Source organism: Proteiniphilum sp. LBM24028, assembly GCF_056629195.1.
The window spans coordinates 3,569,049-3,590,038 of the sequence record NZ_CM152817.1 but is presented as its reverse complement, the minus strand read 5'-3'; the positions used below and the strand labels follow the sequence as shown (position 1 = coordinate 3,590,038).

Here is a 20,990-nt window from a genome sequence, read left to right as displayed (position 1 = left end):
ATGTTGAAGAAAACATTTAATTTACTTTTATTATTCACCCTGCTTTCACAGGCGTTGTCAGTGGCGCAGACCACTGACAGTATACATACAGCCCCCCTGGGTGAATTAAATGTCAACTACACTACTCCCCCAAAAAAATATTATATTGCCGATATCGATATTACCGGGGTGGAAGGCACCATGTATGAAGATCAGAAATTTGTGCTGGTTGGCTTTTCCGGTCTGGCAAAGGGACAGGAAATTCAGATCCCTGGTGAGGAGATTACCAATGCCCTGAAACGCTTTTGGAAGCAGGGTCTCTTTTCAGACGTAAAAATACTGCAGTCTAAGGTTGAAGGTGACAGTGTCTGGATAGAGATTAGACTCACCGATCGTCCCCGTGTTGCCAACATTCGCTATTTGGGTATGAAAAAGAGCGAACAGGAGGATATCGAGAAAAAGATCGGTTTTGTAAAAGGGAACCAGATTACTCCTCCCCAGATTGACAGGGCTGAGACAATCATTAAAAGCTTTTATGAGGAGAAAGGATTCGGTGATGCCGAAGTGAGAATCTTCCAGCGACCCGACAGTACACAGAAGAATCATGTAGTGTTGGAAGTGGATGTGGATAAGAAAGAAAAGCTCAAGGTCAACAGTATCGTAATAGAAGGAAACGAAGCGCTTTCAGACAAGCAACTGAAGTGGGCGATGAAGAAGACCAACGAAAAGGGAAAAATCAGAAATCTGTTTCGCACAAAGAAATTTGTCGAAGATCTTTATGAAGCCGACAAGAAAAATATTATTACCAAATATCAGGAAAAGGGATACCGCGATGCGGAGATTCTACGTGACACCGTCTACAAACACGATGAAAAGACGGTAAATATTGAACTGCTGGTAGATGAAGGTCCCCTTTATCATATCCGCTCCATTAACTGGGTTGGTAACACGCAGTATCCATCGGCTCGTTTGGAACAACTGTTGAATATGGAACCGGGCGACGTATACAACCAAAAGAAACTGCAGGAAAGATTGGTCTCCGATGAAGATGCGGCAGTGAACCTGTACCAAAATAACGGATATCTCTTTTCAAACATAGATCCTGTGGAGATAAACATTGAGAACGATTCCGTAGATCTGGAACTTCGCGTGGTTGAGGGACCCAAAGCGACTATCAAGCGGGTTATTATTCAGGGAAATGACCGGTTATATGAAGATGTGATCAGAAGAGAATTGAGGACCAAACCTGGAGCGATATTCAGCAAGGAGGACCTGCTGCGTTCTGTGCGTGAAATTGCCCAGACAGGACACTTCGACCCGGAAGCACTCTCTGCCAATATCGGACAGGGAATAAATCCTAACCCCGAAGATGGAACTGTAGACATTACCTATCCTCTCACTTCGAAAGGAAACGACCAGATAGAATTTTCTGCCGGCTGGGGTGTGACCGGGCTGGTGGGCAAACTCAGCTTGAAGCTAAATAACTTCTCCCTGAAGAACATGCTAAATCCCTCCATGCACAGAGGTATTATCCCCCAGGGAGAAGGGCAGACCCTTGTGTTGAGCGCCCAGACGAATGGCCGTTATTATCAGTCATATCAGTTCCAGTTTATGGAACCCTGGTTTGGGGGAAAAAGGCCCAACAACCTGTCGGTGAGCGCCTATTATTCCAGATACACAGGTCTGAACACCAATTATTATTCCCAAAACAGCTATTACGATCCTTACATGTACGGATACGGTGGATATGGCGGATATCCTGGATATGGCGGTTACGGCGGTTATGGTGGTTACGGCGGTTACGGCGGTTACGGCGGTTACGGATATCAGGATATGGCAGAATATGCTTATGACCCTGATCAGGTCTTCAGCATGGTAGGTCTTTCGCTGGGTTACGGCAAACGACTCGAGTGGCCCGACGATTACTTTCAGTTCATGGCTGAACTGGGTTATCAACGTTATGGTCTTAAAAACTGGTCCTACAATCAATTTCCATTCCAGACCGGTGTGAGCAACAGCATCACCTTCGGACTCACTCTGTCGCGCATATCCACTGATAACCCTATCTACACACGGACAGGTTCCCAGTTTACGTTAAGCGTGAATGCCACTCCTCCCTTCTCTTTGTGGGACGGAAATGATTATAAAGCCATGGCATACAGTGACCCGAATAAATACAAGTGGAACGAATACCACAAGTGGAAATTGAAAATTCGTACTTTTACGCCGCTCACACCCTCCACGGTGACCCGCACTCCAGTGATGGCCACGCGTGTGGAGTTTGGTGTCCTTGGACATTACAACAAAAACAAACTGACACCCTTTGAAACTTTCGATGTGGGAGGTGACGGCATGAGTGGTTATACCAGTTCGTTCGCTACCGAAAATATTGCACTGAGAGGTTATGAAAATAACTCCATTGCCACCCAGGCTCGCGCCTATACCCGTTTAGGGCTTGAATTGCGTTATCCCTTCATCTTGGAACCAAACTCTACAATTTACGGAGTGGCTTTTCTGGAAGCCGGCAACGCATGGTATAATGTGAAGGATTTGAATCCATTCGATTTAAAACGTTCAGCCGGTGTAGGAGCACGTATATTCCTGCCGATGATTGGATTGATGGGTATAGACTGGGCTTACGGGTTTGACACTGTCTTTGGAAACGGAAGCAGACAAAGAGGAGGAAGCCAGTTCCACTTTATTATCGGACAGGAATTTTAACTGGAAGAAATGGCCCATCTCTTTTTTAATTATTTTTAGGGAGACTGTTGTAAACGTTTGTACTATAAGATCGTCTTACATAACAACAAGCAACAGCATACAAAATCCTGTGATCAACCAACCAAAATGAAAGGAGAAAACATAATGAAAAAGACTCTGTTAATAATTGGATTGTTTATATCATTTGCAATAAGCAGTACTTATGCTCAGCGATATGCGCTTATTGACATGGAATACATTCTCGACAGGATACCTGCCTATGAAAGTGCCAACAAACAGCTTGAGAGCTTAACCACCCAGTGGCAAAGCAAGGTGGACGAACAGGTTGAAGCTGTAAATGCCATGTATAAAAAATATCAGGCGGATATTGCATTACTTTCGGGAGCGGAAAAGACCAAACGTGAAAACGAAATCGTCACAAAGGAAAATGCAATTCAGGAACTGAGAAACCAGTATTTCGGTCCTCAGGGAGAGTTGTTCAAACAGCAGGAATCATTGATCAAACCCATACAGGATAATATCTACGACGCGGTAAAAGAGATTGCGGCGGAGCAGGGTTACGCGGTAGTGGTCGACAGGGCTTCTGCTACATCTATCATCTTCGCCTCACCATCTATAGATATTAGTGATCAGGTGCTTTCGAGGCTGGGCTATTAATAATAAATAGTTTATCTTTGTGACGTTTTAACCAGGAATTTTTAATAATAAATTACAAATAGAAATCATGTTAAAAAAATTATTGATCTTTTTTATTTCACTGGCTCCCATAGCAGCTGTGGCACAAGATGTGAAACTGGCATACCTTAATGCACAGGAGATTTTCTCGGCAATGCCCGAATTGGCCGGCATTGAGACGCAACTCAATACCAAGCAGGAGGAAATTTCCAAAAACGGACAAGCATTGGTTGATGAGTTCAACAAAAAATCAGAAGAATTCAATAAAACTCCAGCTTCGTCTGAGGCGATACAGCAAGATCAGCAAAAGCAACTTGCCCAGATTCAGGAAAGATATCAGGTTTACCTGCAAAACAGCCAGCAGGAGATGCAACAATTACAGCAAAAATTGCTGGAACCGGTCAACAAAAAAATTGCCGATGCTATCAAAGCAGTGGGAGATGAAAACAAATATACTTTTGTTTTCGATGTCTCCACCATGCAATCACCTATTGTGTATGTGAGCCCCACAGCTACAAATATTACATCCAATGTAAAGACCAAACTGGGTCTGAAGTAAAACTGACCCACGTACAAAACCCGAAAAAGGCAGCTCTTCGCTGCCTTTTTCGGGTTTTGCATAATAACACTACATCCCTTTAATCACCAGCAGCGGCGTATCGGAATGAAATAACATCCTGCGGGCAATACCGGGGTTGAACATTCTCGCAAAGATGTTTCTACGGGAACTCGATAAAGAGATTATGTCAATATTTTGCTCTTTCACAAATTTATCGATAGACTCCTCCATCCCTTCATTATGCTCAATCAGCCTGTATTCGGTCTGCAATTGAGGGTATAAATCAGAAAAACGTTTCTGAATACCCGATAGTTTTATTTCATTCCATACATCTTCCTTTTTTGCAATATGGGTGAGATATACTTTTACCGGATATTTCTTCAGGAAACGCATCATAATATCGAAAGCCTTGAATTCACGCTCCTGAAAATTGGTCAGAAAAACAATGTTCTTCATTGCTGAAAGATCTCTGGCCTTTGCACCCTCGGGAATGGCAAATATTGGTGTCCTGCAGCCTTCCATTACCTCTGCAGTCACACTGCCGATCAGATCGAGCTCTTTGGCATTCTTTCCCCTTGTGCCCATTACAATGGCCGTAGGTCGCATCTTTTTAGAGTAGGAAATAATCTCTTCTTCAGGAAGACCTTCCAATAGCACCGTCTGATAGGAGACTCTCGGAAGTGTTCCTGCTGTTATTTCCATTTCTATTTTTTTAACCAGGTTCTGCATCTCGCTCTCCGTTTTGCTTTTAATATCCTGGTAAATTTCTTTGTCGGTTGCCTGTAAGGTAAAAGAGTCGCCAAAAGGTATTGCACCCGGGTAAAAAGGTGTAAAAAAAGCGTGCAGGAGTTTCACCTTACAATCCAAGTCCTGTGCCAGACGAAAGCCAAATTCACATGCCGCAAGAGAGTATTCGGAAAAATCTACCGGCACAAGAATTTCTTTTCTTATCTCCCGTTCCAGTTCTTTATCTGCCTGGGATGTAAAATCAACCTTTTCAATTATACGGAGTGCCTCAGAAAGGTCGGTTTCATTTATGCGTACACGCACGTTACCGGGAATAACTGGATCAATCATCTTAATTCCATGTATCACTGCCGGAATACCTTCCGACTCAAGGATAGATTTTAAGATGTGGGCTTTTTCATAGGAATGAATGGCCACAGTAACCAGTTTTTCATCGTGCGAATTTTTCTTTTTACCATCTTTTTCCATACTTGTATATTCTTTGCGTGTCCATGGATTGTAACCATAAACAACGGGTTGGGACAAAGACCAGGTAACCCCACATCCGGCTGTCTCTGCATAAAATACCGGGTTACCTCCTATTTTTAATCTACTTCTGTCGTTTCAACAGCATCGGGTTGAGGATAATCTTCAAGTCCGAGTATTCTCAACGCTTTATCAAAAATTGTGGTATCGTCGAGCACAACAATACCACCATTTGGTCCGGGTTCAATGTGTATTCCCACACTTTTCCCTTCCTTGTAGTTGTATCCACCAAAATAATTCCGGACTGTTTCAGGTTTCATATCCAATTCCGCAGCTATTTGGTGGATACTACCATCAGGGAGTTTGTCTTTCAGTTCTCGCAACTCATTAAAAGTAATTGTTCTTGCCATGGCTTTTTATTTTTATGTTGATAATACATTCAGGATTCATTTCGTGCCCTAAACTTACACAAAAAAAAAGATATCCCAAACTATTTCTAAAAATATTTACGAAAATGTTTCGTATCTGTCAATAGAACATATTCAATGAGGTAAAGTTGCTAAAAATGAACTAAAAATAATCAAGACAAGAAGATAGGAGGGAATAAAAATGGATAAAAGGTGAGCGTGCGGACGACTATATAGAGGGATATTTTTCGATTCTGGAAGATGTAGCAGAAAAGACCTCGTTAAACGAAGCAGCTCATAAAACAGATAACCCAGTACTGAGCCTGCTATCATACCGGCCAGAATGTCAGAAACAAAATGTACGCCAAGATAAATACGGGTATAACTGTTCAGCAAGGCCCATAATAATACAACGATTGTTGTCCGGCGATACCTGAAGAGCAGACTCAGGAAGACAGCCAGTCCGAAACTGTTTGTCGCATGGCTGGAAATAAAACCAAAGCGGCCTCCCCGGTAACCGTTCACAATGTCGACCAGTTCCTTGAAGTCGGGATGATGTGTGGGTCGAAAACGCTCGAACAATGGTTTGAAGAATGAAGACGCCAACTGATCGCATGCGGCAAATAGCAAGATAAAAAACAGGGTTACCAGCAAACCATCTTTCCAGTTGGTTTTATAAAAGAAGAGAAAAATAATGAACAAAAAAAGAGGTATCCATACCAGCCTGCCACTCAGCATCCACATCACATTGTCAATAAATTGCGAATCGCTGCCGTTTAGTGCAAAGAACAAGTTTCGTTCCAACGGCAACAGTCTGTCTATGGCCTCATTCATATAATCTCCACGTTTTGTTTTGATGTCCAACCCACGCTGCCGTTTGCAATCTCAATTTCGTACCAGTTGGCATCGCTACTCCTGACCTTCACTTTTGTTCCTTCATGCAGTTCAAAAAGAGCGTTGCTGTTTTCGTCGGGTGATGCATTTACCCGGGCTGCTCCCGTCATGACAATCGCATAATTTCTGTGAATACGTTCGCTTTTTTGACTGAAGGCAAATATATTTGTCATAATCATCAGAACAAAAAGCACAATGCCTGTATAAAAGGCACTTTTCCTGATCCACAGAATGCGAATAAAAAGAAAAACTCCCACTGTTATTAAAAAAAGAATAAAAAACATGATGCCAATATTTGCCCATGCATTGGAGTTGTATAGGTTACGTACAGCGTGAAACCAGTTTGTGATAAACAAGTCACCTGCTGTGTTAATACGATCTACAGTCCTGTTTCTGGCAAAACGAAGATTGTGTCGTATATCGCCGTCGCCGGGATCCAGCAGGAGAGCCCTTTCATAGTTCAAAATAGCCTTACCTGTTTTATTGTCTCTGAAATAAGCATTGCCAAGATTAAAATAAAGTTGCGCCGACTCCTTATTTTCGCGGATACCTTGTGTTACGAGCTGTTCGTACAATTCAATACTTTTTTTGTAGTCCTGATTCCTGTATGCCTGAGCAGCCTCGCTTTCCTGCCCCCACACCCTGATGCTTGCAGGAAAAACAAACAGTAGTATAAGTATAAATTGGAATGGTTTCATACGATTTTTTCACTCTTTACTTTCACAATTATCTTACTCTTTTTTTCAACTTATTCTCCATCTCACCTATTGTCTCCACAGTAGCCTGATAAATCCGGTCCATGCCGGCATCACTCTCTGCAGGGGCATAACGGGCAAACTCACAGGTATCGAGAATCTGCAAGAACCTGCCTGCAAGCTCTTCGCTGACACCCTGTTTTGATAATTCCGACTCAATATTGTGTTTAGAAAGCCGTGCCACAGGAATGGAGAGCTTGTCACTGAAATACCCCCATAGTGCTCGCAACACTTCATCATAGAACTTCTCCTTGTCGTGCTCCCTGAGGTATTTTCCTGCCATTTTCAATCGTTTTATGGCCATCTTGTTGGCCTTCTTTGTACGCATCAGCGCAACATTTGCATTTTCCCGCGCCTGCTTCCGGTTGATCACGAAAAATAAAACCAGCAATATCAGAGGAACCAGATACCACAACCAGTATGCAAAAGACCCTGCAAAAAATTCTGTGCGTGAGAGATAGATCGGATCACCAGTCTTCAGAAAGCGTATATCCTGCTCTACCTCTACATCCTGCCGGTTTACAAAGTTACCGGCGGCACTTCCGGGATCTCCTTTGGCTATCTGTAAATTGTATTGGGGTGTGGTCAGCGTTTTATAGCTGCTTGTCCCGGGGTCAAAATAGGTAAATTCCACAGATGGTATTGAATAACTTCCCTCATACCGTGGGATAGCCATATAGGAAATCTTCCGGATGCCGGTAAGCCCGTTTGTAGTTGCATTCAACGCGTTATCAACGGCGGGGTCATACAATTCAAAATTATCGGGAAAAGCAATCTCGGGGTTGCGTATAAGCTTTATGTTACCTGTACCGGAGATCTCAAGTGTAAGAGTAAGCGCCTCGTTGGCTTTGATTTTTTCAGAGCTGATGGATGAATTCAGCGTGAAGGTCCCTACCGCATTGGCAAAACCGGCCGGTTTGTTAGGGGGCAATGGTTTCACATTAATTGTCAAGGGATTCGTCGTCAGATTTTTCTTCACATCTGCCATTACCTCCTGTGAACCAAAAAAAGTGGAAACGCTCTTTCCCGAAGGAACGGAGAAGACCATTTCAATATTGCCGGCAGGGATGGTTATCTGACCCGAACGCTGCGGGAAGAGCAACGTTTTTCTAAGATCTGCCGTATAATAGTTCCTGTCGTTGTAACGCTCCATCTGGAGCTGCTGATTCACCGGCAAGGGTATCTCTTCAACCATGAATCCTTCAAATTCGGGGAATTGTATTTTTCCGAAATTCACAATGTTCAATGTAGTGTATAGACGGAAGGTAACGGTGAATCCTTCCTGTTCATAGAGACTGTTTTTGGAAACAATAGCCCTTATAAATGCATCACGGGCAGAGACGGTACCTGCAGTAGCACGCTCACCCTGTTGTCTTTCGCCCGGCACGGCACCCCGAGATGATGCTTTATCGGGCGGAAGCACGGTGATCTGAAGCGTATTAGATTGATAGTGGCTTCCATCCACAGTAATTGACGCTGCAGGAATGGTGAATGACCCCGTTTTCTTCGCCGCAAGAATATATGTATAAGTTACCGAGCTCTCGGAAGTAGTCTTTCCGTTGACAGTACGCTGACTGTAGCTGGTGGAAGTACTGGGTCCGAAGAGAAGGTCGAAGTCGGGCATATCGGGCATACGCAGATCTCTTCCCTCCTTATTCAACACATAACTTAACCTGAATTGCTCTCCCTGTACAACCGTCGCAGGTGCCGCAGCCTTGAATGTCACCTGCGCTTCCGACACGGTTACCTTGCCCGTGAACAAGAGTGTCACGAAAAAAAGGAAAATCATGCCGTGTTGTTTCTGATTCATTTGTATCACACTACTACCAGTTTTTATTGTTTCTTCTGTTATTCTCAGCCTGTTCCTCCCTCTCCTGGGCTTTAATCTGCTGAACCTTATCCTGAGTCTGCTTCTCATCCTGTTCTATGGCCTGAAGTAACTGACGCGCATTGTCACGCGACATCTGTTCCGGCTGTTCCGACTGCTCTGCTTTCTTCTCCTTATCATTCTGATTCTGTGGAGTTTGGTTTTGCTGATTATTATTTTGTTGTTGTTCCTGTTTCTGCTGCTCCTGCTCTCCCTCGCCCTGATCCTGTTGCTCCTTATCCTGTATCATTTTCTGTACGACAGCCAGGTTGTAGCGTGCTTCATCGTCCTCCGGATTCAGTCTCAATGCCATTTTGTAAGCTTCCATTGATTTTTGCAGTTCTTTCTTTTGCAACATGGCATTTCCGGTGTTATACCAACCAGCAGAAGCCTCCGTAGGATTTTCCTGTTCCAATGAGATGAAATGGTTATACTGTTCAATGGATTTATCCCACTCTTTCCGCTTATACAATGTGTTTCCAAGATTGTAGTTTGCCTCCCGGGACGAGGGATTTCCCTTCACCGCATTTTCATAAGAGGCAGTGGCTTCCGAATATTTCTGCTGACTATATTCCTTGTTTCCTTTACGGATATTTTTACGCACTTCCTTTTGCGCGGAAACGGACAAGGGAAAGAGCATCAGCAACAATAATAATCCATATTTTACAAACAGTCTGTTCATTTTCTTTTCATTTTTTTACGGTCATATTCCTCTCCGGCTCCGGTCAATCACTCGCCGGTTCTTAAGCTGAGTACTGACGGCTTATTTAAAGAGTTTCACATTTCTGAACAAGCGGTTTTTCTTATCATATACAAGAATCTCAATCAACAGGATAATCAGCATCATCCAGGCGAGAAAGGGAAATTTCTCATCGTACTCCGAATAGGAGAGACTGGTTGACTTTCCTGTTTCAAGCTCATCGAGTTGTGTTTCAAGTGCACGGATCGCCGTGTTAGAGTTATCGGCGCGCACATAAAATCCTTCTCCATTTTGTGCTATCTCCATCCCCATTTGTTCATTCAGGCGTGAGACTACTACATTACCCTCATTGTCAGTCATGAAATTACTTCCATATTCAAGTGAGGGCACGGGAGAACCGTCGGGAGAACCTATTCCAAGCACATTTACCATCACACCGGCCTTTGCCGCATCGGCGGCCGCTGACGCCGCATCACCCTCGTGATCCTCCCCATCAGTAATAATCACCATGGCCTTGCTGATATCTTTGTCGCTCGAGAAGGAACTCACTCCAAGACGGATCGCCTCACCGATGGCCGTTCCCTGAATAGGAACAAGGCTCGGGTCAATAGTATTCAGGAATATTTTTGCCGATTGGGTATCCGACGTGAGTGGCATCTGTACGAATGCTTCTCCGGCGAAGACAATCAAAGCCACCCTGTCATTTCTCCGCACATCAATAAGGCGCGACAGGATTTGTTTTGCACGCGACAACCTGTCGGGTGAGACATCTTTGGCAAGCATAGAGTTGGAGACATCCATAGCAATCACCAGCTCTATGCCCTCCTTCTCCACTTTTTCCACTTTGGTACCAAACTGAGGGCGTGCAATCATGAAAATGCCCGTACAAAGCACTGCAAAAATGAGCCAGAATTTGAGGTAAGAACGTTTTAGCGATAATTCAGGCATCATCATCTTGAGCGTGGAAAGGATACCCATCTTTTGTACTGCTTTACGCTTTTTGATGTTCAGGTAGATGTAAACCGCCAGCAACAAAGGCATGGCAATGAACAACCATAAATATTCCGGATTTCCGAATCTAAACATGTCTCTACTTTAACTTTTTACCCTTCTATTTCCCCGGGTATTTATGGGATACTTCTCAACCAGGTTCTTCTCAACAATAACTCAATCAATATCAACCCCATGGCAAACAATGCAAAGGGAAGGAATAATTCCTGGCGCCGGGTCACATTCTGGACGCTGATCAGATATTTTTCCATTTCATCAATCTCTTCATATACCTGACGGAGCCCTTCTGTATCCTGCGCCCTGAAGTATTGCCCCCCGGTCATGGCAGCGATCTCAGTGAGTGTTTTCTCATCGATATCCACCGGCATATTCTGCATTCTGATACCATACGGCGTATTCACCGGCGTGGGAGCCATCCCCTTGGTGCCCACACCTACCGTATAGACACGGATCCCGTATGAACGGGCCAGATCGGCTGCTGTAAGCGGCGCTATTTGTCCGCTATTGTTTGTCCCGTCGGTGAGCAAGATCACCACACGCGAGTCGGAATCACTCTCTTTCAGCCTGTTCACGGAAGTTGCCAATCCAAGTCCGATGGCAGTTCCATCTTCAATCATTCCAAAATTAATCTCGTTCAGCAGGTTCAACAGCACTTTATGATCAGTGGTAAGCGGACACTGCGTGAAACTTTCACCGGCGAATATCACCAAGCCGATGTTATCATTCTTCCTGTCTGTTATAAACTCAGCCGCCACCTTTTTGGCAGCCTGTAGCCTGTCGGGTTTCAGATCCTGAGAGAGCATAGATCCTGACACGTCCAGTGCCATTACAATGTCTATTCCCTGTGTTTCGGTCTCTTCCCAGCTGCTGACCGATTGTGGTCTGGCAATCACGATAATGACCAGTGCGATGGAAATCAACCGCAATACAAACGGCAGATGTCGCATGTAGACCCTGAAATCGGCCTTCATCCCTTTAAAAGCATTTGTAGATGCCAGCTTAAAGGAAGCCTGTGTCTTCGACAGCCGTATCATATACCACACAATCAGCGGTACGAGCAGCAGCAATAGATAGAGATATTCAGGATGCAGAAATTCCATGCTTTTTACTTACTCTTTGCGGTACCCTGTTCCGGCACCTCATTGTTTTCTTTTTGTAGTTCCTCTTTTTCTGGAACCGGATCAGGCTCTCTGGTCTGGTTCACGAAGAAATAGGCATTCACCATACTAAGGTCGTTCTCATCTGGATAGGGTTTGTACCTGGCAAATTTCACCAGATCGGCAGTAGAAAGAATCTGTTTCAAGTTGTTGTAAACTGATTCTCCCTCCAACAGCTTGCGCATCTCATTCAAAATTTCACCGGAAGTCATCTCCATGGCATTGATTCCTTCCCGCTCAAACAGATAGCTACGAAGAATATCGGTAAGTCTGCTGTAAAATTCCTTTTCCCTTCCCTGTTGCCATATTTTCTCCTCCTTCAGCTTGTCCAGCTCCCTGATAGCCCGCACATGTGCCGGTAGAATCACCGGTGGCTTGAAAATATAACCTTTGCGTTTCTTCTTTAGTATCAACCAGATAACAAGTCCGATAAATGCAACAAGCAACATGATACCCAGCACGATCCAGAGGATCCACAGATAATCGGTCCACACGAAAGGCGTTTTCCGTACAGGTTTTATGTCGTGTAGCTTCAACTGTTCAAAATCGATGGAATCAGTCTCTCCCTTATTTATTTTCTCCAGATACGCCAGCGTGGAATCCAATAGCTGGGGTGAGGTCACTTTCAGTCCGAACGAGTTTGAATAGATGGTGTCCGTACCATCGAAAACCGACATGTGGGGAATATGATACAAGGTAGAATCAAAAGAGGTAACGACATACTTGAAATTCAGTGTCATTACATTATTCTCCACCGTGGTGTCGGGAGGAAGCATAGCAATCACTTCAATGCCGGGAACAATCTCTTTCTCGAACACAGGAAAAAGTATGGTTTGGTCTTTAGGCGTAATCACCTTCAGATTAATCAACGCCTGCTCACCTATTAGAATCTCCGTCGGTTGCACTGTAGCCTGTACCGAGGCACGTTGCGCAGTCACCGAAAGCGACAGTGAAATACCACACACCATCAAGGCAGTTTTCAGCATAAAACAGATATGATATCTTATCCTCTTCACTTTTACTTTCTTTGCTGGAATAATTGCAATAATGCCCTCACATAATCACTTTCGGTGGAAACAGATACGCTGTCCACGCCACTCTGCCTGAATGCATAATTCATGTTGTTTCGCAAACCGTTCCACCAGTTTTGATAGCTTTCTCTTACCTTTCGCGACGAAGTGTTTATCCACCGCTCTTCTCCCGTTTCGGGGTCTCTCACTTTCATTAGCCCAACAGGAAGAAGCTCCGTACTCAACTGGTCATAGACCTGAATGGCAACCACATCGTGTTTTCGATTGGCTATCTGCAGTGCTTTTTTGTAATCATCGGAATCGATGAAATCCGAAATCAGGAAGGTTGTGCACCGCTTCTTGATAGCATTGGTCATATAACGAAGCGCCATATTCAAATCTGTGCCACTGCTCTCTGGAGTGAATCCCAGTATCTCGCGGATGATGAACAGGATATGTTTTTTTCCTTTTTTGGGGGGAATAAATTTCTCCACCTTGTCGGTAAAAAAGAGGACTCCTATCTTGTCGTTGTTCTGTATGGCTGAAAAGGCCAGTGTGGCAGCAATCTCCGCCACCATATCCCGCTTAAGCACCTTGCGGGAACCAAAGCCCAGGCTCTCCGACACGTCAATCATCAACATCACGGTGAGCTCCCGCTCCTCTTCGAATATCTTTACATAAGGGCGATTGTATCGCGCGGTCACATTCCAGTCGATATCACGCAGATCATCTCCGTACTGATACTCCCGCACTTCAGAAAAAGCCATACCACGCCCCTTAAAAGCGGAATGATACTCGCCGGCAAATATGTTACGGGAGAGGCCACGCGCTTTTATTTCGATGTGTCGTACTTTTTTTAATAGATCGGTCGTCTCCATTTGAATCTTACCCTCTTCATGAGGATTTTTCATTTGAACTGCACTTGTTATACTGAATCACCCGACTCGAGCGTTTAAGGCACCTCTACTTTATTCAGAATCTCACTGATGATCTCTTCGGAGGTGAGATTGTTGGCCTCTGCTTCATACGTGAGCCCGATACGATGCCTGAGGACATCGTGGCACACAGCCCGGATATCCTCCGGAATCACATAACCGCGTCGTTTGATAAATGCAAAAGCGCGTGCAGCCAGCGCCAGGTTAATGGACGCGCGCGGTGACCCCCCGAAACCGATCATCTCCTTGAGGTTGCCCATTCCATACTGATCGGGAAAACGGGTAGCAAACACAATGTCCACGATGTATTTACCGATTTTTTCATCGATATACACTTCACGTACTACCTTGCGTGCTTCTAAAATTGCGTTGGTAGAGATCACTGCCTTATCGATGGTCACCGGTTCAAAAATATTCTGTTGAATAATCTGTTTTTCTTCTTCTTTCGACGGATAGGAGATCACCACCTTCAGCATAAAACGGTCTACCTGCGCTTCGGGAAGCGGATAAGTACCTTCCTGTTCAATCGGATTCTGCGTGGCCATCACGAGAAAGGGATCGGGCAGTTTATAGGTTTGTTCGCCAATCGTAACCTGCCTTTCCTGCATCGCTTCAAGCAGGGCACTTTGCACCTTTGCCGGAGCACGATTTATTTCATCGGCCAGCACAAAGTTGGCAAATACAGGACCATGCTTCACGAGGAATTCTTCGTTACGCTGGCTATATATCATGGTTCCTACGACGTCTGCAGGCAACAGGTCGGGCGTAAATTGAATACGGCTGTAACCGGCATCGATTAACTGAGCAAGCGTTTTTATGGCCAGCGTCTTTGCCAGACCGGGGACACCCTCGAGCAAAATATGACCATCGGAAAGCAGTCCGATCAGCAGAGATTCCACGAGGTGTTTCTGTCCTACGATTGTTTTGTTCATCCCGGTCACCAGCGTTTGCACGAAAGCGCTCTTCTGTTCAATACGCTCATTGAGTTCTTTGATATCGACTACTTGGCTCATATTTTTAGACTGTTAATAATGGATTCTTGTTATGGGGTACAAAAATAGAAATGTTAAAGCGGTTTCGATAGGAAACGCCGTTAAAAATGTTTAAGTATTCCGGCAGAATGTGCAACAAATGTTTGCAATACAGCCATTCGTGTGTAACCATTTACCGGATTACCGGTATACCATCCCGAAAATGGCAGCGAAGGCATTTTTCATCACGTCGGAGACAGCTTGAAAATCCACGTTTCTACCCAGCTCCTTCTGCATGGATGTAACGCCCCTGTCGGTGAATCCACAGGGATTGATGTAATTGAAATAGGAAAGGTCACTGTTCACATTCAAAGCCAGTCCGTGCATCGTTACAAAGCGACTGGCCCTTACTCCGATGGCACATATCTTTCTTGCCCTGTCCGGCAGAGCGGGATCTAACCATACTCCCATTGCCTTTTCATCTTTTACACCTAAAATACCGAAGGATTTCAATGTTTCAATTACCACATCTTCCAGTAGAGAGATATATCGTTTGATACCAATCTGAAAATTCTCAAGGTCAATGATCGGATAAGCTACCAGCTGACCCGGACCGTGGTAAGTAATGTCTCCTCCCCGGTCGATTGCATGCAGATCGATATTCCGGCTTTCACACAGGTTTTTGGCGATCAGCAGATTCCGTCTGTCACCGCTTTTTCCGAGGGTGTAAACATGTTCGTGTTCGCAAAAAAGCAGGTACTGATGCTTATTTTCTTTCCTTTCCAGTTTGTTACGGATAACCTGTTGAAACAGCTTTTCCTGATAATCCCATGCCTCCTTGTAGCGGATTCTTCCCAGATCTTCAAAAATTACTGTCTTTCCCATAAAGCACCTTTTTCAACTGGCTCATTATCATATTGGCTCATTGGCACATTGAATTAAATATGTTTCTCCGCATGATAGGAGGAACGTACCAGCGGACCACTTTCGACGAATTGAAATCCTTTCTCCAGACCGATTCTCTTGTATTCTTGAAACTGTTCGAGTGAGACATATTCTTTTACGGTCAGGTGTTTGCGGGTGGGTTGCAGGTATTGGCCAATTGTCAGGACTTTGCACCCCACACTCCTCAGGTCGTCCATTGTCTCGATGATTTCCTCGGGCGTTTCTCCCAGGCCGACCATGATTCCTGATTTTGCCTTCACCTTGCCGTGTTTCGCAATTGTTTCAATTGTTTTCAGGCTCACGTCGTATCTGGCGCGGCTTCGCACTTTCGGCGTCAGTCTTCTCACCGTTTCCATATTGTGTGATACGATGTTGGGACCAGCATCAATCACAAGGTTTATATGTTCGGCGACCCCGTTAAAATCGGGGATCAACGTTTCAATGGTCACCCGCGGGTTTCTCTCCTTCACACGTTGCACCGTTTTCGCCCACAACGCTGCACCACCATCGGGCAGATCGTCCCTGTCGACACTTGTCAGCACCACATGCCGGAGTTTCATTCCCTCAATGGTATCTGCCAGTCGGTCCGGCTCATCCCAGTCGACAATTCCCTGCGGGCTGCCTGTTTTTACGTTACAAAATCTGCAGGCGCGGGTACAGATATCTCCCAGTATCATGAATGTAGCTGTTCCCCTGCCCCAGCATTCCGCCAGATTGGGACACTTGCCACTCACACAAATGGTATGTAGTTGTTTTCTTGCGATAATCTCTTTTACATCCAGGTATTGTTTTCCCTGAGGCAGGGAAATCTTCAGCCATTCAGGCTTTCTCGCCATCAACTCTGGTTTACTCTCCATAATGATTATTCCTTAAATGCCATGACCTTGTTAAAAAGCATCATAATCTGCATTTTCTCTTCCGGACACGACAACATGTGATTCAATAAAATGTCAATACAAAGGCAAAAGTACGATATTCTTTGAATATTTCTAATTATCATCGCATATAGGTTCATTAAATTTGGATTTTTCCCGTATTTATCATCACAGGCATATCCCTCCCACTCCTAACTATTTTTAAACAGTTACTATTCTGTTTATAACAGCAAAAAATTCTATCTTTGCCATCAAAACGCCACGAAACAAAGTAATTTGAAATTCCAACTGCTACATACCGACCCGAAGACGAATGCCAGGGCCGGGCTCATTACCACCGACCACGGCGTGGTACAAACACCGGTTTTTATGCCTGTCGGCACTGCAGGCAGTGTGAAGGCGGTACATATCAGTGAACTGAAAGAAGACATAGGGGCTCAGATCATTCTGGGTAACACCTATCACCTTTATCTCAGGCCGGGACTTGAAATTCTGCAACAGGCAGGCGGCCTGCACCGGTTTAACAGCTGGAACAAGCCGATGCTGACCGACAGCGGTGGTTTTCAGGTTTTCTCATTGACAGACAACAGGAAACTCTCGGAAAAAGGAGCTGAGTTTCAGTCTCACATCGACGGATCACGCCATTTCTTTACTCCCGAGAAGGTAATTGATATCCAACGCGTCATCGGCGCCGACATCATGATGGCTTTTGATGAGTGCACACCCGGCGACGCGGATTATGCCTATGCAAAAAAATCGCTTGAACTTACGGAACGGTGGCTCGACCGTTGCCTGACACGCTTTGGCGAGACAGAATGCCCCTACAACCACAGCCAAGCGCTCTTTCCCATTGTGCAGGGCTGCGTTTATCCCGATTTGCGACGCCGGGCGGCAGAGAACGTGGCTTTAAAAGATGCGGACGGCAATGCCATTGGCGGTCTGGCTGTGGGTGAACCCACCGAAAAAATGTACGAGATGGTGGAACTCGTGAACGAGATTCTGCCACCCGACAAGCCACGCTATCTGATGGGAGTGGGTAAGCCGGAGAATATCCTTGAGGCCATTGAACGCGGCGTGGATATGTTCGATTGCATCATGCCTACCCGTAACGGCCGCAACGGACAGATATTCACCAAGCAGGGAATCATAAACATGCGAAATGAAAAATGGAAAAACGATTTCTCCCCGATAGAGGAGGGGGGAGCATCGTTTGTGGACACACTCTACAGCAAGGCGTACCTGCGGCACCTTATCAATGTAAACGAGATACTGGGCCTACAGATCGCATCCATCCACAACCTGGCATTTTACATATGGCTGGTGGAAGAAGCCCGGCAACACATTATTGCCGGGAACTTTTCAACATGGAAACCAAAGATGATAGAAAACGTCACAAGAAGGTTATGATAAAAAGAGATAATCCACTGGCAATTAAACGTCTGGATCGATATATCATCAAGAAGTTTCTGGGCACCTATATTTTCATGATTGTGCTCATTATTTCCATTGCGGTGGTTTTCGACATCAATGAAAAAATTGATAAGTTCATGACCCATAACGCCTCGTTGCGTGATATTATCTTCGATTATTATCTCAACTTCATACCTTTCTACACCAATCTTTTCAGCCCTTTGTTTGTCTTCCTTGCAGTGATCTTTTTTACCTCCAAGATGGCACTCAACTCTGAAATCACAGCCATACTATCTAATGGTATTAGTTTCAGACGATTAATGAAACCTTATATGATCTCGGCACTTGTTATCGCTGCCTTCTCTTTTGTTTTCGGTAGCTATGTGATTCCGCCGGCCAATGCCACACGCATCGAATTTGAACAGAATTATATAGATCCACGCAAGAAAAAAACAGGCGACCGCGATATCCAGTTTAAAGTGGGTCCGGGTACCATTGTTTACTTCGGTAATTTTGACATGTCGAGCAAGACCGGTTATTACTTTTCCATCGATCACTTTGACAGCCTTCAACTGGTGTCGCGACTAACAGCCCAGTCGATCCGTTACGACTCGGCCTTTCAGTGGACCATCAACAACTATCAGATACGAGACTTCGACGGCCTGAAAGAAACCATTACCAAGGGCACTTCCATCGATACCATCCTGCAGATTGTGCCAAACGATTTCATCATCGCCAACAGTGACCAGCAGATGATGACTTCGCCTCAGCTGCGCAGCTATGTGAAAAGTCAGAAAGAGCGCGGTATGGGCAATATCCAATCATTTCAGATTGAATATCACTCCCGCATCGCTTCAGTTTTCTCGGCCTTTATCCTCACCATCATCGGCGCCGCACTCTCGGCACGAAAAGTAAAGGGAGGTATGGGTTTGAATATTGGTATCGGGCTGGCGCTAAGCATGGCTTACATTCTCTTCATGACGGTGAGCTCCACCTTCGCTGTGAAGGGAGGCATGAGCCCTTTCATCGCTGCGTGGATACCCAATATTATTTTCATCCTCATTGCATTGTATCTCTACAAGCGGGCGCCAAATTAAAAAACGGCAAGTGCCCAGTGACCAGCGTTCAGTGGAATACATGCCTGCTTACCACTCCAAGTCCGAAATTTACTTCTGCAGAGATGATTACTGATTGATGACAGCTAAAAAAATTAAATTATGAACCGAACTTTACTCATTTTCCTGTGGATGGCCTCCGCAACACTTTTGCAGGCACAGAACCGATATCCCGTCATTGTAATAGAAACCAACTACGGCACCATGAAGGCGATGCTGTACGACGACACGCCACGACATGGCGACCACTACCTGAAACTGATCAGGGAGGGATACTTCAACGGAACACTTTTTCACCGGGTGGTAAAGAACTTTGTGATTCAGGGCGGTGCTCAGGACTCACGCAACGCACCTGCCGGCATACAAATAGGAAGTGGACGTACCGACATGGAGCTGATGCCTGAATTCCGCGAGAACAGGTTTCACAAAAAAGGAGCATTGGCTGCTCCCCGAAAGGGCGACAACGAGAATCCGCAAAAAAAATCAGATGCCTCCCAGTTTTATCTCGTCCATGGAAAGGAATACACGCAAGGTAAGCTCGATACCATGGAAATGGCTGTGAATGTCCCCATAAAAAACCAGCTTATCCGTACCCACTATGCGCCACACAAGGAGGAGCTGGCCCGTTTGAAAGATAGCAACCCGAGAGGTTTTAACGCACTGCTCGACTCCCTGTTGGGGGTAGTGGATTCACTCTATGCACTGGCACCGGGAAAATTCTTTCTGCCGGAAGGTCTGAAAGAGGCTTATACTACTTACGGTGGTCTTCACCACCTCGATGGAGAATATACAGTCTTTGGCGAGGTGACCGAGGGACTGGATGTGATCGATAAAATCGCAGCCCTGCCTGTAGACGGCAACAGTCGCCCTATAAGCGACGCGAAGATCATCCGGATTTATACAGAGTAGGTTTTGTGACAAAAAAATATTACAATAAAGAAAGTATTTTTTATTGTTGACCGGATTGACTATCTCTCTTTTCTTGTATATTTTATCGACTACCAAATAATTACTCAATGTTCTTTCGCACCTCGCTGAGAAACCTCTTCATGCCCTCGCTATCTTTCTGCTCCACGATGGCCAGCAACTCCCCGAGTCTCTCCCTTATGTTGATCAACTGACCGGGAGTGTAGGGATTAAACAGGATTTCGCTAAGGAGGAAGTCATCTTCCGAAAGCAATCCCTGCGCAATATTCATGTGTTTTTTGAAGGTGGTGCCTGGTGCATCCTGGTGTTTCATCACCGACGCAAACACCAGTGTTGAGGCAAAGGGGATGGAGAGGGAGTAGGCAATGGTCTCATCATGCTCCCTGAACGAATATTCAAATACATTCAATTTGAGATGATGATAGAGATCCCTGAAAAAAACCTTGCCTAGATGGGATGATTCCGAGATGATGATGGCACTCTGTGTGCTCAGGTCGCTCAGACTGGCAAAGGTAGGGCCAAACATGGGATGGGTGGAAACATAAGGACGGGTACGCTCTTTGTAGAATTCCTCCAGACCCGTTTTTACCGAGGCGATATCGCTCAGGATACAGCTAGCAGGCAGGTAAGGGAGCACCGATTCGAAGGCGGGAATGGTGTACTTAAGCGTGGCGGCATTGATGACCATTTCCGGAGCAAATGCTTCCACTTCCGCTGCAACTGTCATCCGCTGTGTGTTATAGATAAAACGCAGCTTTCTGGGATCTGTATCCAGCACAGCCACCTCGTGATCAAAACTGAGCACATCGGCAAAGAATGATCCCATTTTGCCGGCTCCAAGTATCAATATCTTCATCTGTTGACT

At 45.2% G+C, this 20,990-nt stretch carries 20 protein-coding genes; 6 read left to right on the top strand and 14 right to left on the bottom strand.

Annotated features, from left to right (window positions below; all coding sequences use genetic code 11):
• The 3 genes from AC1HCU_RS14290 (at position 1) to AC1HCU_RS14280 (ending at position 3,934) form a co-directional block, all read left to right on the top strand.
• On the top strand, positions 1 to 2,700 hold the full coding sequence (locus AC1HCU_RS14290) for a BamA/OMP85 family outer membrane protein (protein ID WP_480366996.1): 2,700 nt from the start codon (positions 1 to 3) through the stop codon (positions 2,698 to 2,700).
• A 144-nt stretch (positions 2,701 to 2,844) separates the two neighbouring features.
• On the top strand, positions 2,845 to 3,357 hold the full coding sequence (locus tag AC1HCU_RS14285) for an OmpH/Skp family outer membrane protein (RefSeq protein ID WP_480366994.1): 513 nt from the start codon (positions 2,845 to 2,847) through the stop codon (positions 3,355 to 3,357).
• 67 nt (positions 3,358 to 3,424) lie between these two features.
• Entirely contained in the window at positions 3,425 to 3,934 is a 510-nt protein-coding gene (locus AC1HCU_RS14280; RefSeq protein WP_321722018.1) for an OmpH family outer membrane protein, read from the top strand.
• A gap of 69 nt (positions 3,935 to 4,003) precedes the next feature.
• Here AC1HCU_RS14280 and AC1HCU_RS14275 read toward each other — a convergent pair whose 3' ends face one another.
• From AC1HCU_RS14275 to lipA, 13 genes are all read right to left on the bottom strand, one after another.
• Positions 4,004 to 5,149 carry a universal stress protein gene (locus tag AC1HCU_RS14275; RefSeq protein WP_480366991.1) on the bottom strand — a complete coding sequence of 382 codons (1,146 nt, stop codon included), beginning with the start codon at positions 5,147 to 5,149 and terminating at the stop codon, positions 4,004 to 4,006.
• A 116-nt stretch (positions 5,150 to 5,265) separates the two neighbouring features.
• The gene (locus AC1HCU_RS14270) at positions 5,266 to 5,556 is read right to left on the bottom strand and encodes a DNA-binding protein (protein ID WP_480366989.1); all 291 of its coding nucleotides are present in this window, start codon (positions 5,554 to 5,556) and stop codon (positions 5,266 to 5,268) included.
• A gap of 132 nt (positions 5,557 to 5,688) precedes the next feature.
• Positions 5,689 to 6,387, bottom strand: a complete 699-nt coding sequence (locus AC1HCU_RS14265; protein WP_321722019.1) for a phosphatase PAP2 family protein — start codon at positions 6,385 to 6,387, stop codon at positions 5,689 to 5,691.
• Complete coding sequence (locus AC1HCU_RS14260) at positions 6,384 to 7,145, bottom strand: tetratricopeptide repeat protein (RefSeq protein ID WP_480366987.1); 762 nt, start codon at positions 7,143 to 7,145, stop codon at positions 6,384 to 6,386. The genes AC1HCU_RS14265 and AC1HCU_RS14260 overlap by 4 nt, the downstream gene beginning before the upstream one ends.
• A gap of 28 nt (positions 7,146 to 7,173) precedes the next feature.
• A complete protein-coding gene (locus tag AC1HCU_RS14255) occupies positions 7,174 to 9,012 on the bottom strand; it encodes a BatD family protein (RefSeq protein WP_480371242.1) in 1,839 nt (612 codons plus the stop codon).
• A gap of 13 nt (positions 9,013 to 9,025) precedes the next feature.
• Positions 9,026 to 9,751: a tetratricopeptide repeat protein gene (locus tag AC1HCU_RS14250; protein WP_480366985.1), complete on the bottom strand. Its 726-nt coding sequence runs from the start codon at positions 9,749 to 9,751 to the stop codon at positions 9,026 to 9,028.
• Positions 9,752 to 9,832: 81 nt separating this feature from the next.
• A complete protein-coding gene (locus AC1HCU_RS14245) occupies positions 9,833 to 10,855 on the bottom strand; it encodes a vWA domain-containing protein (protein ID WP_480366983.1) in 1,023 nt (340 codons plus the stop codon).
• A 41-nt stretch (positions 10,856 to 10,896) separates the two neighbouring features.
• The gene (locus AC1HCU_RS14240; protein WP_480366981.1) at positions 10,897 to 11,880 is read right to left on the bottom strand and encodes a vWA domain-containing protein; all 984 of its coding nucleotides are present in this window, start codon (positions 11,878 to 11,880) and stop codon (positions 10,897 to 10,899) included.
• Positions 11,881 to 11,885: 5 nt separating this feature from the next.
• A complete protein-coding gene (locus tag AC1HCU_RS14235; RefSeq protein ID WP_480366979.1) occupies positions 11,886 to 12,953 on the bottom strand; it encodes a hypothetical protein in 1,068 nt (355 codons plus the stop codon).
• A gap of 2 nt (positions 12,954 to 12,955) precedes the next feature.
• Positions 12,956 to 13,825 (bottom strand): DUF58 domain-containing protein, encoded by an 870-nt coding sequence (locus AC1HCU_RS14230; RefSeq protein ID WP_480371240.1) that lies wholly within the window; start codon positions 13,823 to 13,825, stop codon positions 12,956 to 12,958.
• A gap of 74 nt (positions 13,826 to 13,899) precedes the next feature.
• On the bottom strand, positions 13,900 to 14,895 hold the full coding sequence (locus AC1HCU_RS14225; protein WP_480366977.1) for an AAA family ATPase: 996 nt from the start codon (positions 14,893 to 14,895) through the stop codon (positions 13,900 to 13,902).
• Between the two features lie 159 nt (positions 14,896 to 15,054).
• Positions 15,055 to 15,738 (bottom strand): lipoyl(octanoyl) transferase LipB, encoded by a 684-nt coding sequence (gene lipB, locus AC1HCU_RS14220; protein WP_480366975.1) that lies wholly within the window; start codon positions 15,736 to 15,738, stop codon positions 15,055 to 15,057.
• A 53-nt stretch (positions 15,739 to 15,791) separates the two neighbouring features.
• Entirely contained in the window at positions 15,792 to 16,655 is an 864-nt protein-coding gene (gene lipA, locus AC1HCU_RS14215) for a lipoyl synthase (RefSeq protein ID WP_480366973.1), read from the bottom strand.
• Between the two features lie 294 nt (positions 16,656 to 16,949).
• Here lipA and tgt point away from each other — a divergent pair, with 294 nt between their 5' ends.
• From tgt to AC1HCU_RS14200, 3 genes are all read left to right on the top strand, one after another.
• On the top strand, positions 16,950 to 18,080 hold the full coding sequence (gene tgt, locus AC1HCU_RS14210; protein WP_480366971.1) for a tRNA guanosine(34) transglycosylase Tgt: 1,131 nt from the start codon (positions 16,950 to 16,952) through the stop codon (positions 18,078 to 18,080).
• The gene (locus AC1HCU_RS14205) at positions 18,077 to 19,180 is read left to right on the top strand and encodes an LptF/LptG family permease (RefSeq protein ID WP_480366969.1); all 1,104 of its coding nucleotides are present in this window, start codon (positions 18,077 to 18,079) and stop codon (positions 19,178 to 19,180) included. Before tgt ends, AC1HCU_RS14205 begins: the two co-directional genes overlap by 4 nt.
• Before the next feature lie 120 nt (positions 19,181 to 19,300).
• Positions 19,301 to 20,107: a peptidylprolyl isomerase gene (locus AC1HCU_RS14200; RefSeq protein WP_480366967.1), complete on the top strand. Its 807-nt coding sequence runs from the start codon at positions 19,301 to 19,303 to the stop codon at positions 20,105 to 20,107.
• 100 nt (positions 20,108 to 20,207) lie between these two features.
• On the opposite strand, the gene AC1HCU_RS14195 is transcribed toward AC1HCU_RS14200, so the two are convergent.
• Positions 20,208 to 20,981: a prephenate dehydrogenase/arogenate dehydrogenase family protein gene (locus tag AC1HCU_RS14195; protein WP_480366965.1), complete on the bottom strand. Its 774-nt coding sequence runs from the start codon at positions 20,979 to 20,981 to the stop codon at positions 20,208 to 20,210.
• Positions 20,982 to 20,990: the final 9 nt, after the last annotated feature.

Excerpts from the sequence above, each read along its gene's own strand:
- AC1HCU_RS14290 (WP_480366996.1), top strand. The coding sequence starts at position 1 with ATGTTGAAGAAAACATTTAATTTACTTTTATTATTCACCCTGCTTTCA.
- AC1HCU_RS14285 (WP_480366994.1), top strand. The coding sequence starts at position 2,845 with ATGAAAAAGACTCTGTTAATAATTGGATTGTTTATATCATTTGCAATA.
- AC1HCU_RS14280 (WP_321722018.1), top strand. The coding sequence starts at position 3,425 with ATGTTAAAAAAATTATTGATCTTTTTTATTTCACTGGCTCCCATAGCA.
- AC1HCU_RS14275 (WP_480366991.1), bottom strand. The coding sequence starts at position 5,149 with ATGGAAAAAGATGGTAAAAAGAAAAATTCGCACGATGAAAAACTGGTT.
- AC1HCU_RS14270 (WP_480366989.1), bottom strand. The coding sequence starts at position 5,556 with ATGGCAAGAACAATTACTTTTAATGAGTTGCGAGAACTGAAAGACAAA.
- AC1HCU_RS14265 (WP_321722019.1), bottom strand. The coding sequence starts at position 6,387 with ATGAATGAGGCCATAGACAGACTGTTGCCGTTGGAACGAAACTTGTTC.
- AC1HCU_RS14260 (WP_480366987.1), bottom strand. The coding sequence starts at position 7,145 with ATGAAACCATTCCAATTTATACTTATACTACTGTTTGTTTTTCCTGCA.
- AC1HCU_RS14255 (WP_480371242.1), bottom strand. The coding sequence starts at position 9,012 with ATGAATCAGAAACAACACGGCATGATTTTCCTTTTTTTCGTGACACTC.
- AC1HCU_RS14250 (WP_480366985.1), bottom strand. The coding sequence starts at position 9,751 with ATGAACAGACTGTTTGTAAAATATGGATTATTATTGTTGCTGATGCTC.
- AC1HCU_RS14245 (WP_480366983.1), bottom strand. The coding sequence starts at position 10,855 with ATGTTTAGATTCGGAAATCCGGAATATTTATGGTTGTTCATTGCCATG.
- AC1HCU_RS14240 (WP_480366981.1), bottom strand. The coding sequence starts at position 11,880 with ATGGAATTTCTGCATCCTGAATATCTCTATCTATTGCTGCTGCTCGTA.
- AC1HCU_RS14230 (WP_480371240.1), bottom strand. The coding sequence starts at position 13,825 with ATGGAGACGACCGATCTATTAAAAAAAGTACGACACATCGAAATAAAA.
- AC1HCU_RS14225 (WP_480366977.1), bottom strand. The coding sequence starts at position 14,895 with ATGAGCCAAGTAGTCGATATCAAAGAACTCAATGAGCGTATTGAACAG.
- lipB (WP_480366975.1), bottom strand. The coding sequence starts at position 15,738 with ATGGGAAAGACAGTAATTTTTGAAGATCTGGGAAGAATCCGCTACAAG.
- lipA (WP_480366973.1), bottom strand. The coding sequence starts at position 16,655 with ATGGAGAGTAAACCAGAGTTGATGGCGAGAAAGCCTGAATGGCTGAAG.
- AC1HCU_RS14205 (WP_480366969.1), top strand. The coding sequence starts at position 18,077 with ATGATAAAAAGAGATAATCCACTGGCAATTAAACGTCTGGATCGATAT.
- AC1HCU_RS14200 (WP_480366967.1), top strand. The coding sequence starts at position 19,301 with ATGAACCGAACTTTACTCATTTTCCTGTGGATGGCCTCCGCAACACTT.
- AC1HCU_RS14195 (WP_480366965.1), bottom strand. The coding sequence starts at position 20,981 with ATGAAGATATTGATACTTGGAGCCGGCAAAATGGGATCATTCTTTGCC.